The organism is Vibrio sp. MOR3, assembly GCF_001557775.1.
Classification (GTDB): domain Bacteria; phylum Pseudomonadota; class Gammaproteobacteria; order Enterobacterales; family Vibrionaceae; genus Vibrio; species Vibrio jasicida.
This window is the reverse complement of sequence record NZ_LNRD01000006.1, coordinates 266491-281553: the sequence shown is the minus strand read 5'-3', so window position 1 is coordinate 281553 and position 15063 is coordinate 266491. Positions and strand designations below refer to the sequence as shown.

The window sequence follows — 15063 nt, the reverse complement described above, 5'->3', positions numbered from 1 at the left end:
AATACATCGAGTACTACAATACCAAACGTATAAAGGTGAAGCTAAAAGGCCTGACTCCGATAGAGTATCGAACTCAGGCCTTGAAAGCCGCTTAACAGAAATGTCCAACTTTACGGGGTCACTTCATCGTTGGCGGCTTTTTCGTTCGTTCATTCAATCTATTCGTGAATCGGCACAACCAGAATATCTACCGGCGACTTGTTGATCAGATGTCTTGAGTAAGAAATGATCTTGCTCCAGAAGTCTTGATGGTGGCCACAAATAAGCAGATCAACCTCTTGTTCTTTGATGGTTACTTCCAGTTTGTCCGCCAAGTCACCCGTGCCAACGAAGAAGTGCTTCAATGGCTGCTCCATGTAATCGCTAAAGGACTTCAAGCACTCCATTGAATGTTCATTCAACGGTCTTTGGTCTGGGTTTGCTTTAATATCGACAAGCTCACGATAAATTTCGCCATGAGTACCATCGATATGAATAAAAGAAATCTCGGCACCGAGATAACTCGCCATAGATACCGCTCGGTCAATCAACACAGTACTCTCATCAGACAGTTCCAGTGCGACTAGGATATGTTTGTATTTCATAACCACGCCCTCTTGTGGAATACACTACCAATAGCATAGTACGCCTTTAATAAAAAATGTGTTGATAAGATCCCGAAATCGCTCAAAGTTTTGGCAAATTATCACCAGCCTAAGAGCGAGAGGATATTGAGGGGAGGGCGAAAAAAGAGCCGATACTAATACCAGCTCAATTCAATCTCTAGTGGCATGTCACAGCGTATTCTCTCTCCACACATTTCATCGGATGCGTTGAGGTGAACCAGTTTTGCAGAGGAGTATCCTTCTCCTCGAAAGTGGTCTCTTGCCTCACAGAGGCTGGCGAATGTGAGTGGGCTTTTGTGCTCGTTCAAGATCAAAGATCTTGTTTGGTTTTCTACGTTATAAGCGAGGTAGATACCACCCTCGACCGATTCAATCAAAAGATTCATAGCCGTTTCCCATTGGTGTTTTCACTCTTTGGCTATTACGGCGAGCGATGGATTTTAGTTCACTTCTGATGCTCGATTGCTGCCAACAAAAACTCAGTCACTTCTTGCACGTGCTCCTTTATTTCGGCTTGCGTTGGCTTTTCCATTCCCATTAGAACGCCAGAGCGAATCGACAGCAGCATGCCTGTCCAAAGGCGAATCTGTGTTTCCGGTTCCTTGATATCGAAACGATCTTGGAAGAACTGAGTGAGCTTGGCATCGGTATCGTCCGGACCGACTTCGCGGAAGATCGTCGTGATCTCAGGCGCTTTGGCACTTTCTGCAATTAACAAGCGGAAGGTTGCCAAGTGTTCATCAGAAAGATGGAAAGAAACAAAGTGTTCACCAAATGAGTTCAACGCATCTCGCAGATCGTCCTTTTGTAGGTGAGTAATGAAACCACCATCCATGTTTTCACCTATCTGGCGTAATGTTGCTTCAAATAGCGCTGCTTTAGATGGGAAGTAGCGATACACGGTTTGCTTTGTCATGCCTGCTTGGGCGGAAATTTTATCCATGTTCGCTAACACATACCCCTCGGACAAAAAGTTCTCTTTCGCGGCTTCCAAAATAGCTCGGCGTTTCTTCTCTCGGTTTTGCTCGATCTTGCTCATGCTCAGATTCTCTTGATTTGTTAATCATACTATACGGTATGATTTTTGTTGACACAACTCCGAAATTATAAAATCATACTTAAGAGTATGATTTATTTTTTGAGGAGAAAGACGATGACGACGGCATTAATGAATAACCTAAACGCCAAAGGCGCTCGCTTTGCCGGGGTGATGATCACCTTGGTTGGTGCACTGCTGATGAGCCTCGACCCAATTTTTATTCGCTTTTCGGGCGTGAGTGGTGTGGATACCGCATTTCTATTTGGCTTGTTTACCGCCATTTCGATGCCAATATTTATCCAGCTTCGCGATGAGCGCGGTCTGGTTCGAGCGGTGAAAGAGAGCGGCTGGCATGTCTTGTTGTCCGGCTTATTGATGCTCGGCAGTGCCGCTGGTTTGGTGATGAGCATTAAGCTCACTACGGTTGCGAATACCTTTGTAATTCTAAGTGCAGCACCGGCTTTGGCTGCATTGTTTAGCTGGTGGTTTTTGGGTGAAGTGACCCAGCGTTCGACGTGGATTGCGATTGTTGCTGTGATGGTGGGTATTGCGATTGTGGTCTCTGGTTCTTTTAAATCGGGTAACTGGATTGGCGATGGCTTAGCAGTGTTTGCCGTGGTGTGTTTGTCTCTCAACCAGGTGCAACTGCGTAAGCATCAGCACGTAAGCCGCATGGCAAGTGTTGGTTTTGGTGGACTGTTTTTAGCGATGGCAATGCTGTTTTGGGCAACGCCTTCAACTTACAGCGCGAACACTTGGCTGATTATGGGCTTGATGGGGCTATTTACTGCGCCGTTTGGGCGTGTGCTTTCACAAGTTGCGACTCGTTACATCACGGCACCTGAAGTTGGCATGATTCTGATGATTGAAACCGTGCTAGCACCACTTTGGGCATTACTCTTCTTTGATGAAATCCCTGCAATGGCAAGCATTCTTGGTGGCTCAATCATCTTGGTCACCATTTCCATTTACGCTTTTTCAGCGATGAAGTCAGAACAAAAATAGAGGTTGATATGAACACAATTCAAACCCCACAACTTGAGTTTATTGGGCAAATTCGCACGCCATATACTGATGTTTCTCAGTGCCCAAATAACATTCAGCCACAAAATGGACCTGTGTGTGAAATTCAACTTAAATCTCGGTATTACCAAGGGCTCGTAGGGCTTGAAGTCGGGCAGAAAATACTGGTTCTGTATTGGCTTGCTGGTGCGAACCGCCAACCTGAAATGCTGCAAGGGAAGAAGGGCACATTTGCGTTACGTTCTCCGCACAGACCAAACCCTATTGGCGCGGCGGTAATACCGATTGAGTCTATCGACGAGGGAGTAATTAAAGTGCGTGGGTTGGACTGCTTAGATGGCACGCCTTTGGTTGATATCAAACCTGCAATTTACTTTGAAGCATAGTCCTAGGTTTGTGCCCTTGTAAGCTAGGGCACCCAAACGAGCTCTCGGTCTGAAAGCGGCTTGTGACAGAAGTCGCTTGCTTTTTATACAACAAAACCTTTAGACTTTGCTCATCACTTCTCTAGGAGATTACGCCAACATGAACAACTAAACCTGTCATCCAACTCTCATTTTATTTTTTGGATTTACAGGGTTAGTAGGCGTAGCTCACTTTCCGATATTTCTTTGCAATTACCATTTTTCTGTTTGAAGCGCTTCTATGGGCGCGTGTATTTGCATCGATCTCATCTCTAGATTTATCTCAAGCTACGGCTGTTGTCCCTGTCATACAGGAGGCAAATTATGCCAGTCTTACAGGCTTACAATATCAGTTATCAATTTGGTAATGGCGAAACGCTGTTTCAGCAAATCTCATGTTCTATGACCAAACGTCGTGTTGGGTTAGTCGGACGCAACGGTGTCGGAAAATCGGTGTTTGCATCGATACTCAGCGGTGAGCAAACCTCAACCAGCGGTACAGTAACCTTACCAAGGTCCTTTGCGGTGTATCGCCAGCAACCATCTCACTTGTTGGGGGGAGAGCTGTCGATTGCCCAGTTTTTAGCAAAGGACAACGTGTTAAGCGCGCTCAAACAGATCGAGATGGGCGATTGCTCGGAGTATCTGTTTGAGGTGGTGGGTGAACAATGGGATTTGCCGTTCCAACTTGCCAAGCAGTTAGAAACCATGGGTTTGCCGCCACAGCCAGACTTTCCTTGTTCACAATTGAGTGGCGGGCAGTTAGCGCGTTTGCAACTGTGGCAATTGTTCAAAAGCGAAGTTGAATTACTGATCCTTGATGAGCCGTCGAACCATCTTGATAGACATGCCAAGCAGTGGTTGATTCATTCGATGCGCAATTTCTCAGGAGCGATTTTGCTCATCAGTCATGACAGAGAGTTACTGCGCGAAATGGAGGAAATCTGGGAGCTATCCGGTTTAGGCTTGCAAGTGTTTGGCGGTAATTACGATGTGTATGCCGAGCAAAAGCGCACCGAACTGCAAGCGGTGGAACGGCAGTTAGCTGCTGTCGATAAACAAAAAAAACAATTGGAAGAGCAAGCTCAGCGCAATCGGGAGAAAGCAGAACAACGAGCGGCTCAAGGTAACAAGCTGAGAAAGGATGGCAGTCAGCCGAAAATCTTACTGGATGGTATGAAAGACAAAGCCACAGCCCGAGCCGCCAGCCGTAATAAAAACGAGCAACTTCGCCAAGCGCACTTGCAAGAGAAAGAGCAAAGTTTGCGAGTGCGTAAAGAACAAATCAAAGGGCAAAAACTGTATTTGGCAGCCAGTCAAAGTCGCTCACGAAAAGTCGTGTCGCTTTTAGAAGGCGTGTTGCCATTTGGTTCGGCTCAACCCATCACTGCGCAAGTTCATGCGGATGATAAATTGCATTTGTTGGGCAAAAACGGATGCGGTAAATCGACTTTACTGAAAACACTCTTGGGGGAGTTCTCATTGCAAAGTGGTGAGCTACAAATCAATACGCCACTTTATTATCTCGACCAGCACTTTGGTGCGATACAGTCTGAAATCTCCATGTTGGAAAACCTGATGCAACATTGTGAGGGGATGAAAGAGAGCGATGCCAGAACATTACTCGCAGGCATTGGCTTTCGACGAGACAGTGTCTTTCGTTTGGGCAGCGAATTGAGTGGCGGCGAGAAAATGAAGCTCGCTATGCTGATTGTCAGTCATCAACCAACTCAGCCTTTGTTACTCTTGGATGAACCGGATAATCACCTCGACTTGGATTCGAAAATCATGCTTGCTCAGGCATTAAGCGCGTATCAAGGCGGCTTTATTCTTATCAGTCACGACCAAGATTTTGCCGCGGAGTCGGGTGTGTCTCGAAGCATTGAACTGAGCTAACAAGCTCTTGTCTATAACTCCACATTGCGGGGGATCACCGAAGCCAAGCAGCTAGTTTGGCTTTGGTGACTTTAAAACCTTCACCAAGCAATTTTCTCAAAGCCATTAGAATCCTTACTTCGATATGGGTAAGATGCTTGATGCATTACACAAAACAAAAACAGAAAAGGAAGTCTATGAAAAAGAAAACGTTAGCACTGGTGACCGCGTTTGCGATGACGGGCATATTACCAGGAGCTTATGCCGAAGACTCAACGAAGGAATTGGTTGAACACGTACACAAAATGGCGGTGAAGTACCCAACGACAAAGAAAGTTGATGTGGTGGATGAGTATTTTGGTACCAAAGTTAGTGACCCATACCGCTGGTTAGAAGACGACCGCAGTAAAGAAACCGCAGATTGGGTGAAAGCGCAGAACCAAGTCACGTTCGATTACTTGGCGCAAATTCCTTATCGTCACCAGATTGAAGAACGCTTAACTCAGCTGATGGATTACGAGAAGTTAGGGCGTCCATTCAAAGAAGGTAAATACACCTATTTCTATAAGAACGACGGTTTACAAAACCAAGATGTGCTTTACCGCCAACTTGACGGTGGCAAGCCTGAAGTCTTCCTCGACCCAAATACCTTTAGCGAAGATGGCACGACCTCGTTGGCGAATGTTAGCTTCACCAAAGATGGTTCTTTAGTCGCTTACAGCATTTCAGAAGGCGGTAGCGACTGGCGCAAAGTGATTGTGCTTGATGTCGAAACCAAAAAGCCCGTAGGTGAGACGCTAGTGGATATTAAGTTCAGTAGCGTAAACTGGCTGGGGAACAAAGGTTTCTACTACTCAAGTTACAACAAGCCAGAAGGCAGCGAGCTTTCGGCAAAAACCGACCAACACAAGCTTTACTACCATGAGCTAGGCACTAAGCAGAGTGAAGATAAGCTTATCTTCGGCGGTACGGAGGCTGAGAAGCACCGATACGTTCGTGGTTACACTTCGGACGACCAACGTTACCTGTTTATCTCAGCAAGCACTTCAACGTCGGGCAACAAACTGTTCTTGAAAGATTTGACCAAGCCAGATAGTCCGCTGCAAACCATTTTGGATGACACCAATTCTGATACTTGGGTGATTGATAGCAAAGGCACCAAGCTGTATTTGGTCACCAACTTAGATGCACCAAACAAACGAGTGGTGACGGTGGATGTGAGCAACCCTGAGCCGAAGAATTGGAAAGATTTAATACCTGAAACTGACAACGTGCTTAGTCCATCAACCGCGGGCGGTTACCTGTTTTCCAGCTACATTGTTGACGCGCTTTCGATGGTCAAACAATACGATATGGACGGTAAGTTCATTCGTGAAATCAAGCTACCAGACATCGGCAGTGCTTACGGCTTTTGGGGTAAGAAAGAAGATGCTGAAGTCTACTACTCTTTCACCAACTACAAGACGCCAAGCACGACCTATCGCTTAGACATCAAAGACGGTGACAGCGAGGTTTACCACAAATCGAACGCACCATTCGACCCGGCACAATTTGAATCTCGTCAGGTGTTCTACAAATCGAAAGACGGCACCAAGATTCCTATGATCATTACCTACAAAAAAGGCACGCCGATGGACGGCAGTGCGCCAACGATCTTGTATGGTTATGGTGGTTTCAATATCAGCCTGACGCCTTACTTCAGCCCAAGCCGAGCGGCATGGTTGGAAATGGGCGGTATCTACGCTGTCGCGAACATTCGTGGTGGTGGCGAGTACGGTAAAGAGTGGCACAATGCCGGCACCAAATTAGAGAAGCAAAACTCGTTTGATGACTTTATTGCCGGAGCGGAGTTCCTTATCGATAAAGACTATACCTCGTCAGACAAGCTCGCGATTAACGGTGGCTCGAACGGCGGCTTGCTTGTTGGTGCAGTGATGACGCAGCGCCCAGAGCTGTTCAAAGTGGCACTGCCAGCAGTGGGTGTATTGGATATGCTTCGCTACCACACCTTCACGGCAGGGGCGGGCTGGGCTTATGACTACGGTACAGCAGAACAAAGTAAAGAGATGTTCAATTACCTCAAAGGTTACTCGCCAGTACACAACGTTAAAGCCGGCGTTAAGTACCCAGCAACTATGGTAACAACGGGTGACCACGATGACCGTGTGGTGCCAGCGCACTCGTACAAATTTGCGGCTGAACTGCAGTCGAAACAAGCGGGTACAAACCCAACTTTGATTCGAATCGAAACCAACGCAGGTCACGGTGCAGGCACACCGACCAGTAAGGTTATCGAGAAAACTGCCGATGTCTACAGCTTTACTTTGTTCAATATGGGCGTTGAAAAGCTGTAAGCGAGAGGGCGGATTAACCGAAGAGCTTAAGCTCACTCACATTGGAATTAAAACGCAGTCTTCGGGCTGCGTTTTTTTGTTTAAGGTAGAACAGAAAAATATGCGATGCCAACGTAGTTCACATAAATGATATTGAAGAATTACCAAGAAGTGGAAGTATCGAACGCCAAGGTGAAATAACATTTTATTAATGAAAATACTTTACAGTTGTAGAATATATGTTTAATCCAACATGACTTATTTATTGGTGAAATTGCTGTGAAAGTATATAGCTAAACGCCTAGGTTGTTTCATTTCCCAATTGGTCGTTTATTTTCTCTTTGATTTGATTTCACATGTTCAATCTATATTAACTAATTATTCATTGTTTGTTGTGATATCTACTATTTAGATAATTGTTAATCTAAATTTCATTTCAAATCTAAACCAAAATTTAGGTTATAACTCATATAACCATAGGTGATTGAACTTACCGTTATCCTCTATTTAATTTAAATGCAGCGTTAAACAACCTGTTATTTGTAAATTCGCGTTGGAAATCGAACTTTCCGAGGCTCGATTCAGTTCGTCCGCGATTTATGCAGGTTTGTTGACGCGTGCGTTTAATTGAATAAAAGATGGATAAAATCCTATGAATATCGTGAAACCGTCTGTTGTCGTGATGGCAGCAGCAATCCAGTTTGCGTCCCCCGTTTTTGCTGAGACAGATACAGATAAAGAACTACAAGATATGTCCGATCCTCTTGCGGTTTATACCCAAGCTGGCTTTGGCATTACGGACAAAGGGGCAAACATCAAGATAGGCCAAACTTATAAAGCGTCTCAACCGGGCACGATGGCGATGAACGTTATCGAAGTCAAAGGTATTGGTGGCGAACTGTTTGGCATTCGAGATGAAGATGACCCGTTGTACAGCAAATTGGATGACAGTATTGATTCCTTCCGCCTGCGTAATTTCCAAGTTGAAGTTGCGAAAGGATTGGGACGTCAGCTTGATGTGAACTACGACGTGGATGCTGACAAGTTGGATGCGTCGTACAGCTTCATCAAGGCCTTACCGAAGCTTGGTGTTGTCCAGCTATACCCATTAGCTGGTGCAGGTGTGACGATTGCCAATGACTTCAGTGGTGAAGACAACGGCTACGAGATTCCAGGTACATTTACTGTGGTTGGTATGTACTCGAAAATCGATATTACCGACAAAATTTGGATCAACTACAACCCGATGTATATGCACACCTTGTCGGGCTCAAGTGATTATAAAGACACGTATTATGCGGGTGAGGATAATATCTTAACGCATGAATTTGCGATTTCTTACCAAATAACACCGCGTTCAAATATTCGTTACTTCGCTAACTGGAATGAGCAAGTCGACTTTGGCGATGGTGACCACCGTATCGAATACAACTACCAATTCTAATACGACTCATAAGAGAAAAATAATTTACGCATTTTTGCTGTGTGATGTTTGGTCGCACATTAAGTGGAAATAACAAGGCGCATCAAATTTTAAGCGCGTTCGTCGTTGGTTTTATTTCAGGCGACAAGATGAAAACAAAAATAGAAGAAAGACTAATCGCTTAGTCGGTTTTATTTCTCATTAAATCCACAAATTGCCTGTGCTGTGTGTGATGGTCAGTCCTTTCTCTGATATACAACCAACGCCGCAGTACGGGTTTTCTCCTAACATACTTATAGGTTTTAGTATGAAAAATCTTACCAAAATCGTTGCTGTGGGGTCCCTCATCTCGTGTGCAGCAGCGCAAGCAGGAGGTCTATATTTGTATGAGACTTCCACCACAGACATTGGTTTAGCGTCTGCGGGTATGGCGGCAAGAGCGCAGGATGCCTCGGTCATGGCGGCGAACCCCGCAGGTCTGTCTAACGTGGCGGGTCAGTCATTTTCGGGCCATTTGATCAGCTTGTATGGCGACACAACACTGGACACATTTGGTGGCGGTGACGCAGGTAACATCATTGGTTACGTGCCACTTGGTTCTGCGTTTTATAGCCAACAAGTGAACGATAAGTGGACGCTTGGTATTGGTATGTACGGCAACTACGGCTTGGGTCTGGAATACGATAAGCTGTTCAGCCGTGTTGATATTCCTAATGCAATTACTCAGGCCGTGACGGTTCAACCTTCTGCTTCATACCGTATTAACGATCAATGGTCTGTAGGTGCTGCATTGGGCATCCATTACGGCATCTTAGATATGGATGTCAAAGTTGATGGTACGACTCTCGCTGGTGGCATTGAAGATACAGACACTCAAGTCAATGGCCGCGTTGGTGTGCTGTATGAGTTGAATTCAGGTACTCGCTTAGGTCTGTCTTACTCGAATGAAACTGAGTTCGAATTCGATGATAAAGACTTCTCGACCAGTGCCGTTGCGCCTCAGCAGTTGGTATTCAGTGCTTACAATGAGCTCAATGACAAACTGGCGGTGATGGGTAACTTGAACTGGCAAGATTGGAGTGCCTACCAAACACTGATGGATGTAGAAACACAAGACACCTACCAGATTGCTTTGGGTACACAGTACAAGGTTAATAGCAAAGTGATGTGGAATGCAGGTTTCGCATTTGACTCAAGCATGTACACAGACCAATCCAACGGTGATCTGACTATCCCAACTGGCAACGCTTACCGTCTAGGTACGGGCATTGATTACAAGATTGATGAAGCAAGCACGGTGTCAGTTGCTTTTGAAGCGACCTTGATTGAATCGTCAGAAGTGAAAGGTCGAGCGGGTAACACGATTGCAAGCTTTGATGACCCAGCGTTGTACTTCCTGAGCATCGGCTACAGCTGGAAAAATCAATAATCCGGCGTTAACGCAATCACTAGATTAGCGATACGACGAAAAGCAGCGGTAAGCACGTCCTAGGCTTACCGCCGTTTTTGTTTGTAACGGGGCCGCATCAATTCAACTGAATAAAAAGCACAAAGTAAAAAGACGATAGCGAATTCGTCGAGGAAATTTAAAATGAACAACACGTTTTGGCTGGCATGTGCAGCGTTAGTTTTAAGCTCGTCGGCTCTGGCTAGTGAACGCGTTCCCAAAGAGAACAAAAACAAATTAGCCGATGACCCTACTAAGGTTATCACTAAGTTTGGTGCATCTTATTCCAACAACTATGATTTTGATGACCAGAACATCTCATTTTCTGGCTCGCTGGCATTAGATGAAGCGCGTAAAATTAACGTTCGCTTCAATGATGATGCAAGTGAGTGGCGCGTGGGCGGCTCTTGGCTGTTTCCGGTGGGTATCGTGAACTTCAACTTTGGTAAGAATGAATACACCAACGGTGCCGATCAAACCAACTACAGCGTTGGAACCTTTGTACCTTTGAGCTATTTTGGCATCGAGCCAGCAGGCTTTCAGATCTTCCCTATGGCTGGCTACACCTATAACGATGGCGATGTGCCTGTTTGTGACGGTGCAGGGGAAAGTGCATGTTCGGATCCTGGTTTTACTGGCACACCTAGCCCCGAGAATGGGTTCAACATGATGAATTCTTCTGGTAGTAGCGGCTATTTAGGCGCATTTGCGTTAAAACCTTTGACAGAGCAATTAACCTTGATGGGGTTTGCTGGTGGATCTTACGGTTCGGAAAACAGTGAAGGGGATAATTACCAAGGCGTTTTTGGTGGAGTAGGCATGAGTTATCTGGTGCAGAAACGTCACTCCTTTAATGTGATGACGTTTGCCATGGACAACAACACTTATCTCGATGACCCTGACAAGCGTGTCATCTTCTCATACCAATATCAGTTTGAATAATCGAGCATGTGTCATACCACTCGCTACTTCACGAGTGGCATGTCCAATCTCGTTCACCCAACCGTGTGAAAGGGATTTTCGCTTATTGGTCAATTTCAAATTTTGTACGAAATTGATTTTGCAAAATGTACATACGTTTCACATCTCTATAGCTGCCATTAATGAAGAACTCTTGCACTAAATGACCTTCCTCAATAAAGCCACATTTCTCATAGAGATGAATCGCCTTTTCGTTGTCGAGCGCCACCAACAGATAAATTTTGTGCAAGTTTAAGATTGAAAACGAATAATCAAGTGCACGATTAATGACCTCTTCCGCGTAACCTCTACCTTGATGATCAGGGGCGATAATAATTTGGAACTCGGCGCTACGGTGAATATAGTTAATTTCAATTAGCTCTACTAGGCCAATAAGTACGCCTTGCTCATCCTCTACTACAAAGCGACGTTCTGCATCATCATGAATGTGCTTTCTGTACAATTCTTCTAATTCATCATGCGACTCATACGGTTCCTCAAACCAATACGTCATGATGTTGCGGTTATTGTTGAGATCGTGAATAAAACGCAAATCAGAACGTTCTAAAGCGCGAATTGTGAGTCCATTTTTCATTGTCTTTCTCCCAATAGGATTCGATATCCAAGTTGCCTCAAGAAACTAAGTTTTAGCGAGAATGACTTGGTTTGGTTAACCTCATCATAGCGTAATAGGGGGAAATCTCCCCTTTACTTATGCGAAGCTGAATGCGTAAAAGCGATCTCTATCAAACCTTCACAAAGCCTTGAAAAACAAGCCTTATAACAATAAGAAATGTTAATCATAACGACAAAAAACCTGATTAGGCTAAGGGGACGATTTCAGCTTAAATACCGCCAACGACTTAAGGTCATAATCTACATAAACAGGGTATTAAATATGTTTTCAATCGGTGACGTAGTAGTAGCTACTAAAGGTATCGATCTTGGTGAAATGGTTGTTACAGGTCTAAGCAGCGGCGGTTTTTACGTACGCGTTAAAGCTGGCGAAGCAACGCTAACTTACCCAGCTAAAGACGTTAAGAAAGCATAATTTAATTTGCTGACTTGCAAAAAAGGTAGCTTACGAGCTGCCTTTTTTTGTGCCCATATTATTTTCCTTTACCCCTTCCACCATTCTTACTTTATTTCGTTCTGAATTATTTTTAATCGAATTTAATATGTTTGGTTAATATATTGGAGCTCCCGTCATTTTTGACTCATATCAATAAAAGTTCTAGTTTTAAGTTGTTGTTTTTATGTTATATTTTTTACGTTCGTCGGCAAGTGTCTGTTTTAAAAACTATTAGATGTTAAATCCGCTTCTCATCTAAATATTCGATTAATATCTATTCCTTTTTCCCATTTTTAAAAATATCGGTATTTCAATAACTTTCGCCGCAACGGATTAGGGGAAAGTTATGAATAAAAAGAAAATTACGCTAGGGATCGTTGGAGCAGGCTTAGTGGCTTACTTAGGTACTGTCTACATGGTGAAGCAAGACGATCAAAAAGTGGCTCAACAACAGTTAGTGCAGTTCAGTTCTCTGGATAAATCGACGCTAGATTATCAAGCAATGAAGGTGCTCTCAGACAAAGGCTGTGGTTATTGTCATACGCCAAACAGCGAAATGCCTTTCTACTCAGAAATGCCAGTAGCAAAACAAATCATGGAAGCTGATGTGAAGGTGGCCATGCGTCACTTTGATATGACCAACCTGTTTGATGATGTCAAACAAGATGATTTGGTCTCTGAAGTCGCATTAGCTCGTTTAGAAAAGGTGCTGTACGACGATTCAATGCCGCCAGCGATTTACCTCACGATGCACTGGTCAGCGAGCATGTCCAAAGACGAAAAGCACACCTTGTTGAAGTGGATTCGTGAGAAGCGTGCAGAGCGTCATGCACAGTCTCCGGTATCGGAAGAACGTAAAACCAAAGTTCTACAACCAATTTACACCACGTTCGAAACCGATGCAGACAAGGCTGAACTGGGTAAGGTGCTTTATCACGACACGCGACTATCAGGAGACAATAGTGTCTCATGTGCGTCATGCCATAGCCTTGATACAGGCGGCGTGGACCGACTCGTAACATCTGTTGGTATTCATGGCCAGGTGGGTGGCATCAACGCTCCAACCGTGTTTAATGCTGTGTACAACAAACTGCAATTCTGGGATGGCCGTGCTGCGGATCTGCAAGACCAAGCGGGTGGTCCTCCGTTTAACCCTATTGAAATGGGTTCTGTGGATTGGGATGAAATCGTCGACAAGTTAAGCCAAGACCCAGAAATGGTTGCGATGTTCAAAAAGGTTTACTCAGGTGAGATTAATGGCAACAACATTACGGATGCGATTGCCGAATTTGAGAAAACCCTAACCACACCAAATAGCCGCTTCGACCAATACATGATGGGTGATACTCAAGCGCTGGACTCGCACGAGAAATACGGTTTAATGTTGTTCAAGAAGTACGATTGTCAAACCTGTCACGCAGGTGAAGCGATGGGTGGTGAAACGTTTGAAACCATGGGCATGAAAGCGGACTACTTTGCTGAGCGTGGTACTGATATGACGGACGCAGACCTTGGTCGTTACAACTTCACTGGCAACAAAGAAGACAAACACAAGTTTAAAGTGCCAACCTTGCGCAACATTGAACTGACACCACCATACTTCCACGATGGTCATGCTGATACGCTAGAAAAAGCCATCTACGACATGGGTAAATACCAAGTCGGAGTGGAAATGTCGGATGAAGAAGTAGATGCCATCAAAGCGTTCTTGAAAACACTGACGGGTGATTATGAAGGCCGTCCTTTAAGTTAAGCTGAGGCATTACCGACAAGTTTGTCACCGATAAAACGATAGACTTCGCAATCGAGACCACCTTTGATTAAGGTGGTCTTTTTTATGGAACAAATTCAATCAAGTAGGGATAGATATGATTGATCATTTTGAAATTAAGGTTGTGGATTTTGATGCCTGTGTCGCTTTTTATTCCAAGGTTCTTATCACTTTGGGCATAGAACTAAAATGGTCGGACGAGGCTGCGGCAGGCTTTGGATTAGTTGGTGAACCCAATACGCGCTTCCTGATAGAAAAGGGTGGCCAAAGTGCCCCTTGCCACATTGCGTTTAAAGCGAATGACAAGGCTTCCGTCGAGGCCTTTCATAAAGCGGGTATTGAGGCTGGGTTTACTTGTCATGGTGAGCCAGGTTTGCGTGAAAACTATGCGCCAAATTACTACGCAGCGTTTTTTTATGATCCCGATGGTAACAACATCGAAGCGGTGGTTTATTTATAGGGCGTTAGTTATGGGATGCTCCAATGGATATTTACTGATCGAACGAGCGCTAGGTCATTGGTTTTACGATCAAGATAGAAGATAATCGAGCTCCTATTTCATCCCTATAAAAAGAACGAAAAATACTATGAAAGTTGTCGTCACAAAGGCACAAAAACAGCACGCTCAAGGCATTACCGAAGTTCTCAATCCCATCATAGAAGAGGGCTTACACACAATCCTTGATACCACCTTCACCCCAGAAGAGGAAGAAGGCTTCATTGAAAGCTTTCCTGAAACGGGTGTGTTCAATGTGGCATTGAATGTAAAAGAAGGGGACGAGGAAGACAGTGCCGTGCTAGGTTTCCAAAACGTAGAGCCTTTCGCCAGTTATACCAAGGCATTCGCTCACGTTGGCATTATTGGTACGTTCGTCGATGCCAAATGTCGTCGACAAGGTGTCGCTTCAGCGTTGTTTACCGCTACTTTTGCCGATGCGAAGTCCAAAGGCTATGAAAAGTTGTTTGCTTATGTCCGAGAGGACAACCCTAACGCGCTCGCTACGTATCTAAAACATGGCTTTGAAGTGGTCGGCACCGCAAAGAAGCATGCCAAAATTAACGGCCAGTACATCAATGAAGTCATGATCGAGAAGTTTCTCTAACGCCTAGA

Annotated in this window: 16 protein-coding genes; 12 read left to right on the top strand and 4 right to left on the bottom strand. The window is 44.7% G+C overall.

The annotated features are described in order from the left end of the window. A partial coding sequence (locus tag ATB76_RS27290; RefSeq protein WP_133146159.1) for an IS3 family transposase occupies window positions 1–95 on the top strand: 95 nt, incomplete at its 5' end. A 63-nt stretch (window positions 96–158) separates the two neighbouring features. Here the strand turns inward: ATB76_RS27290 and ATB76_RS14585 are convergent. The 3 genes from ATB76_RS14585 to ATB76_RS14575 all read right to left on the bottom strand — a co-directional run bounded on the left by ATB76_RS14585 (window position 159) and on the right by ATB76_RS14575 (window position 1644). After that, entirely contained in the window at window positions 159–584 is a 426-nt protein-coding gene (locus ATB76_RS14585; protein ID WP_005439056.1) for a universal stress protein, read from the bottom strand. A 155-nt stretch (window positions 585–739) separates the two neighbouring features. Further along, window positions 740–991, bottom strand: coding sequence for a DUF6482 family protein (locus ATB76_RS14580; RefSeq protein WP_005452623.1), 252 nt, complete (start codon window positions 989–991; stop codon window positions 740–742). 59 nt (window positions 992–1050) lie between these two features. Further along, complete coding sequence (locus ATB76_RS14575) at window positions 1051–1644, bottom strand: TetR/AcrR family transcriptional regulator (RefSeq protein WP_061035571.1); 594 nt, start codon at window positions 1642–1644, stop codon at window positions 1051–1053. Window positions 1645–1758: 114 nt separating this feature from the next. On the opposite strand from ATB76_RS14575, the gene ATB76_RS14570 reads away from it, so the two are divergent. From ATB76_RS14570 to ATB76_RS14540, 7 genes are all read left to right on the top strand, one after another. Then, window positions 1759–2649: a DMT family transporter gene (locus ATB76_RS14570; RefSeq protein ID WP_045424425.1), complete on the top strand. Its 891-nt coding sequence runs from the start codon at window positions 1759–1761 to the stop codon at window positions 2647–2649. A gap of 8 nt (window positions 2650–2657) precedes the next feature. Beyond that, complete coding sequence (locus ATB76_RS14565) at window positions 2658–3053, top strand: SAM-dependent methyltransferase (protein ID WP_061035570.1); 396 nt, start codon at window positions 2658–2660, stop codon at window positions 3051–3053. A 342-nt stretch (window positions 3054–3395) separates the two neighbouring features. Next, on the top strand, window positions 3396–4967 hold the full coding sequence (locus ATB76_RS14560) for an ATP-binding cassette domain-containing protein (RefSeq protein ID WP_061035569.1): 1572 nt from the start codon (window positions 3396–3398) through the stop codon (window positions 4965–4967). Window positions 4968–5143: 176 nt separating this feature from the next. Further along, the gene (locus ATB76_RS14555; protein ID WP_061035568.1) at window positions 5144–7300 is read left to right on the top strand and encodes a prolyl oligopeptidase family serine peptidase; all 2157 of its coding nucleotides are present in this window, start codon (window positions 5144–5146) and stop codon (window positions 7298–7300) included. Between the two features lie 631 nt (window positions 7301–7931). Next, window positions 7932–8723 carry a hypothetical protein gene (locus ATB76_RS14550; RefSeq protein WP_061035567.1) on the top strand — a complete coding sequence of 264 codons (792 nt, stop codon included), beginning with the start codon at window positions 7932–7934 and terminating at the stop codon, window positions 8721–8723. A gap of 286 nt (window positions 8724–9009) precedes the next feature. Then, window positions 9010–10131 carry an outer membrane protein transport protein gene (locus tag ATB76_RS14545; RefSeq protein WP_061035566.1) on the top strand — a complete coding sequence of 374 codons (1122 nt, stop codon included), beginning with the start codon at window positions 9010–9012 and terminating at the stop codon, window positions 10129–10131. Between the two features lie 162 nt (window positions 10132–10293). Continuing rightward, window positions 10294–11091, top strand: coding sequence for a hypothetical protein (locus tag ATB76_RS14540; RefSeq protein WP_061035565.1), 798 nt, complete (start codon window positions 10294–10296; stop codon window positions 11089–11091). An 82-nt stretch (window positions 11092–11173) separates the two neighbouring features. Here the strand turns inward: ATB76_RS14540 and speG are convergent, their stop codons facing one another. Beyond that, window positions 11174–11704, bottom strand: a complete 531-nt coding sequence (gene speG, locus ATB76_RS14535) for a spermidine N1-acetyltransferase (RefSeq protein ID WP_038876723.1) — start codon at window positions 11702–11704, stop codon at window positions 11174–11176. A 303-nt stretch (window positions 11705–12007) separates the two neighbouring features. Here speG and ATB76_RS28195 point away from each other — a divergent pair, with 303 nt between their 5' ends. The 4 genes from ATB76_RS28195 to ATB76_RS14520 all read left to right on the top strand — a co-directional run bounded on the left by ATB76_RS28195 (window position 12008) and on the right by ATB76_RS14520 (window position 15055). Then, on the top strand, window positions 12008–12160 hold the full coding sequence (locus ATB76_RS28195) for a hypothetical protein (protein ID WP_095760490.1): 153 nt from the start codon (window positions 12008–12010) through the stop codon (window positions 12158–12160). A gap of 367 nt (window positions 12161–12527) precedes the next feature. Continuing rightward, window positions 12528–13934 (top strand): cytochrome c peroxidase, encoded by a 1407-nt coding sequence (locus tag ATB76_RS14530; protein ID WP_038876721.1) that lies wholly within the window; start codon window positions 12528–12530, stop codon window positions 13932–13934. Window positions 13935–14049: 115 nt separating this feature from the next. After that, on the top strand, window positions 14050–14412 hold the full coding sequence (locus tag ATB76_RS14525) for a VOC family protein (RefSeq protein WP_061035564.1): 363 nt from the start codon (window positions 14050–14052) through the stop codon (window positions 14410–14412). Window positions 14413–14539: 127 nt separating this feature from the next. Next, on the top strand, window positions 14540–15055 hold the full coding sequence (locus tag ATB76_RS14520; protein ID WP_061035563.1) for a GNAT family N-acetyltransferase: 516 nt from the start codon (window positions 14540–14542) through the stop codon (window positions 15053–15055). Window positions 15056–15063: the final 8 nt, after the last annotated feature.

Coding starts and splice junctions, on each gene's coding strand:
- ATB76_RS14585 (WP_005439056.1), bottom strand. CDS start 584: ATGAAATACAAACATATCCTAGTCGCACTGGAACTGTCTGATGAGAGT.
- ATB76_RS14580 (WP_005452623.1), bottom strand. CDS start 991: ATGAATCTTTTGATTGAATCGGTCGAGGGTGGTATCTACCTCGCTTAT.
- ATB76_RS14575 (WP_061035571.1), bottom strand. CDS start 1,644: ATGAGCAAGATCGAGCAAAACCGAGAGAAGAAACGCCGAGCTATTTTG.
- ATB76_RS14570 (WP_045424425.1), top strand. CDS start 1,759: ATGACGACGGCATTAATGAATAACCTAAACGCCAAAGGCGCTCGCTTT.
- ATB76_RS14565 (WP_061035570.1), top strand. CDS start 2,658: ATGAACACAATTCAAACCCCACAACTTGAGTTTATTGGGCAAATTCGC.
- ATB76_RS14560 (WP_061035569.1), top strand. CDS start 3,396: ATGCCAGTCTTACAGGCTTACAATATCAGTTATCAATTTGGTAATGGC.
- ATB76_RS14555 (WP_061035568.1), top strand. CDS start 5,144: ATGAAAAAGAAAACGTTAGCACTGGTGACCGCGTTTGCGATGACGGGC.
- ATB76_RS14550 (WP_061035567.1), top strand. CDS start 7,932: ATGAATATCGTGAAACCGTCTGTTGTCGTGATGGCAGCAGCAATCCAG.
- ATB76_RS14545 (WP_061035566.1), top strand. CDS start 9,010: ATGAAAAATCTTACCAAAATCGTTGCTGTGGGGTCCCTCATCTCGTGT.
- ATB76_RS14540 (WP_061035565.1), top strand. CDS start 10,294: ATGAACAACACGTTTTGGCTGGCATGTGCAGCGTTAGTTTTAAGCTCG.
- speG (WP_038876723.1), bottom strand. CDS start 11,704: ATGAAAAATGGACTCACAATTCGCGCTTTAGAACGTTCTGATTTGCGT.
- ATB76_RS28195 (WP_095760490.1), top strand. CDS start 12,008: ATGTTTTCAATCGGTGACGTAGTAGTAGCTACTAAAGGTATCGATCTT.
- ATB76_RS14530 (WP_038876721.1), top strand. CDS start 12,528: ATGAATAAAAAGAAAATTACGCTAGGGATCGTTGGAGCAGGCTTAGTG.
- ATB76_RS14525 (WP_061035564.1), top strand. CDS start 14,050: ATGATTGATCATTTTGAAATTAAGGTTGTGGATTTTGATGCCTGTGTC.
- ATB76_RS14520 (WP_061035563.1), top strand. CDS start 14,540: ATGAAAGTTGTCGTCACAAAGGCACAAAAACAGCACGCTCAAGGCATT.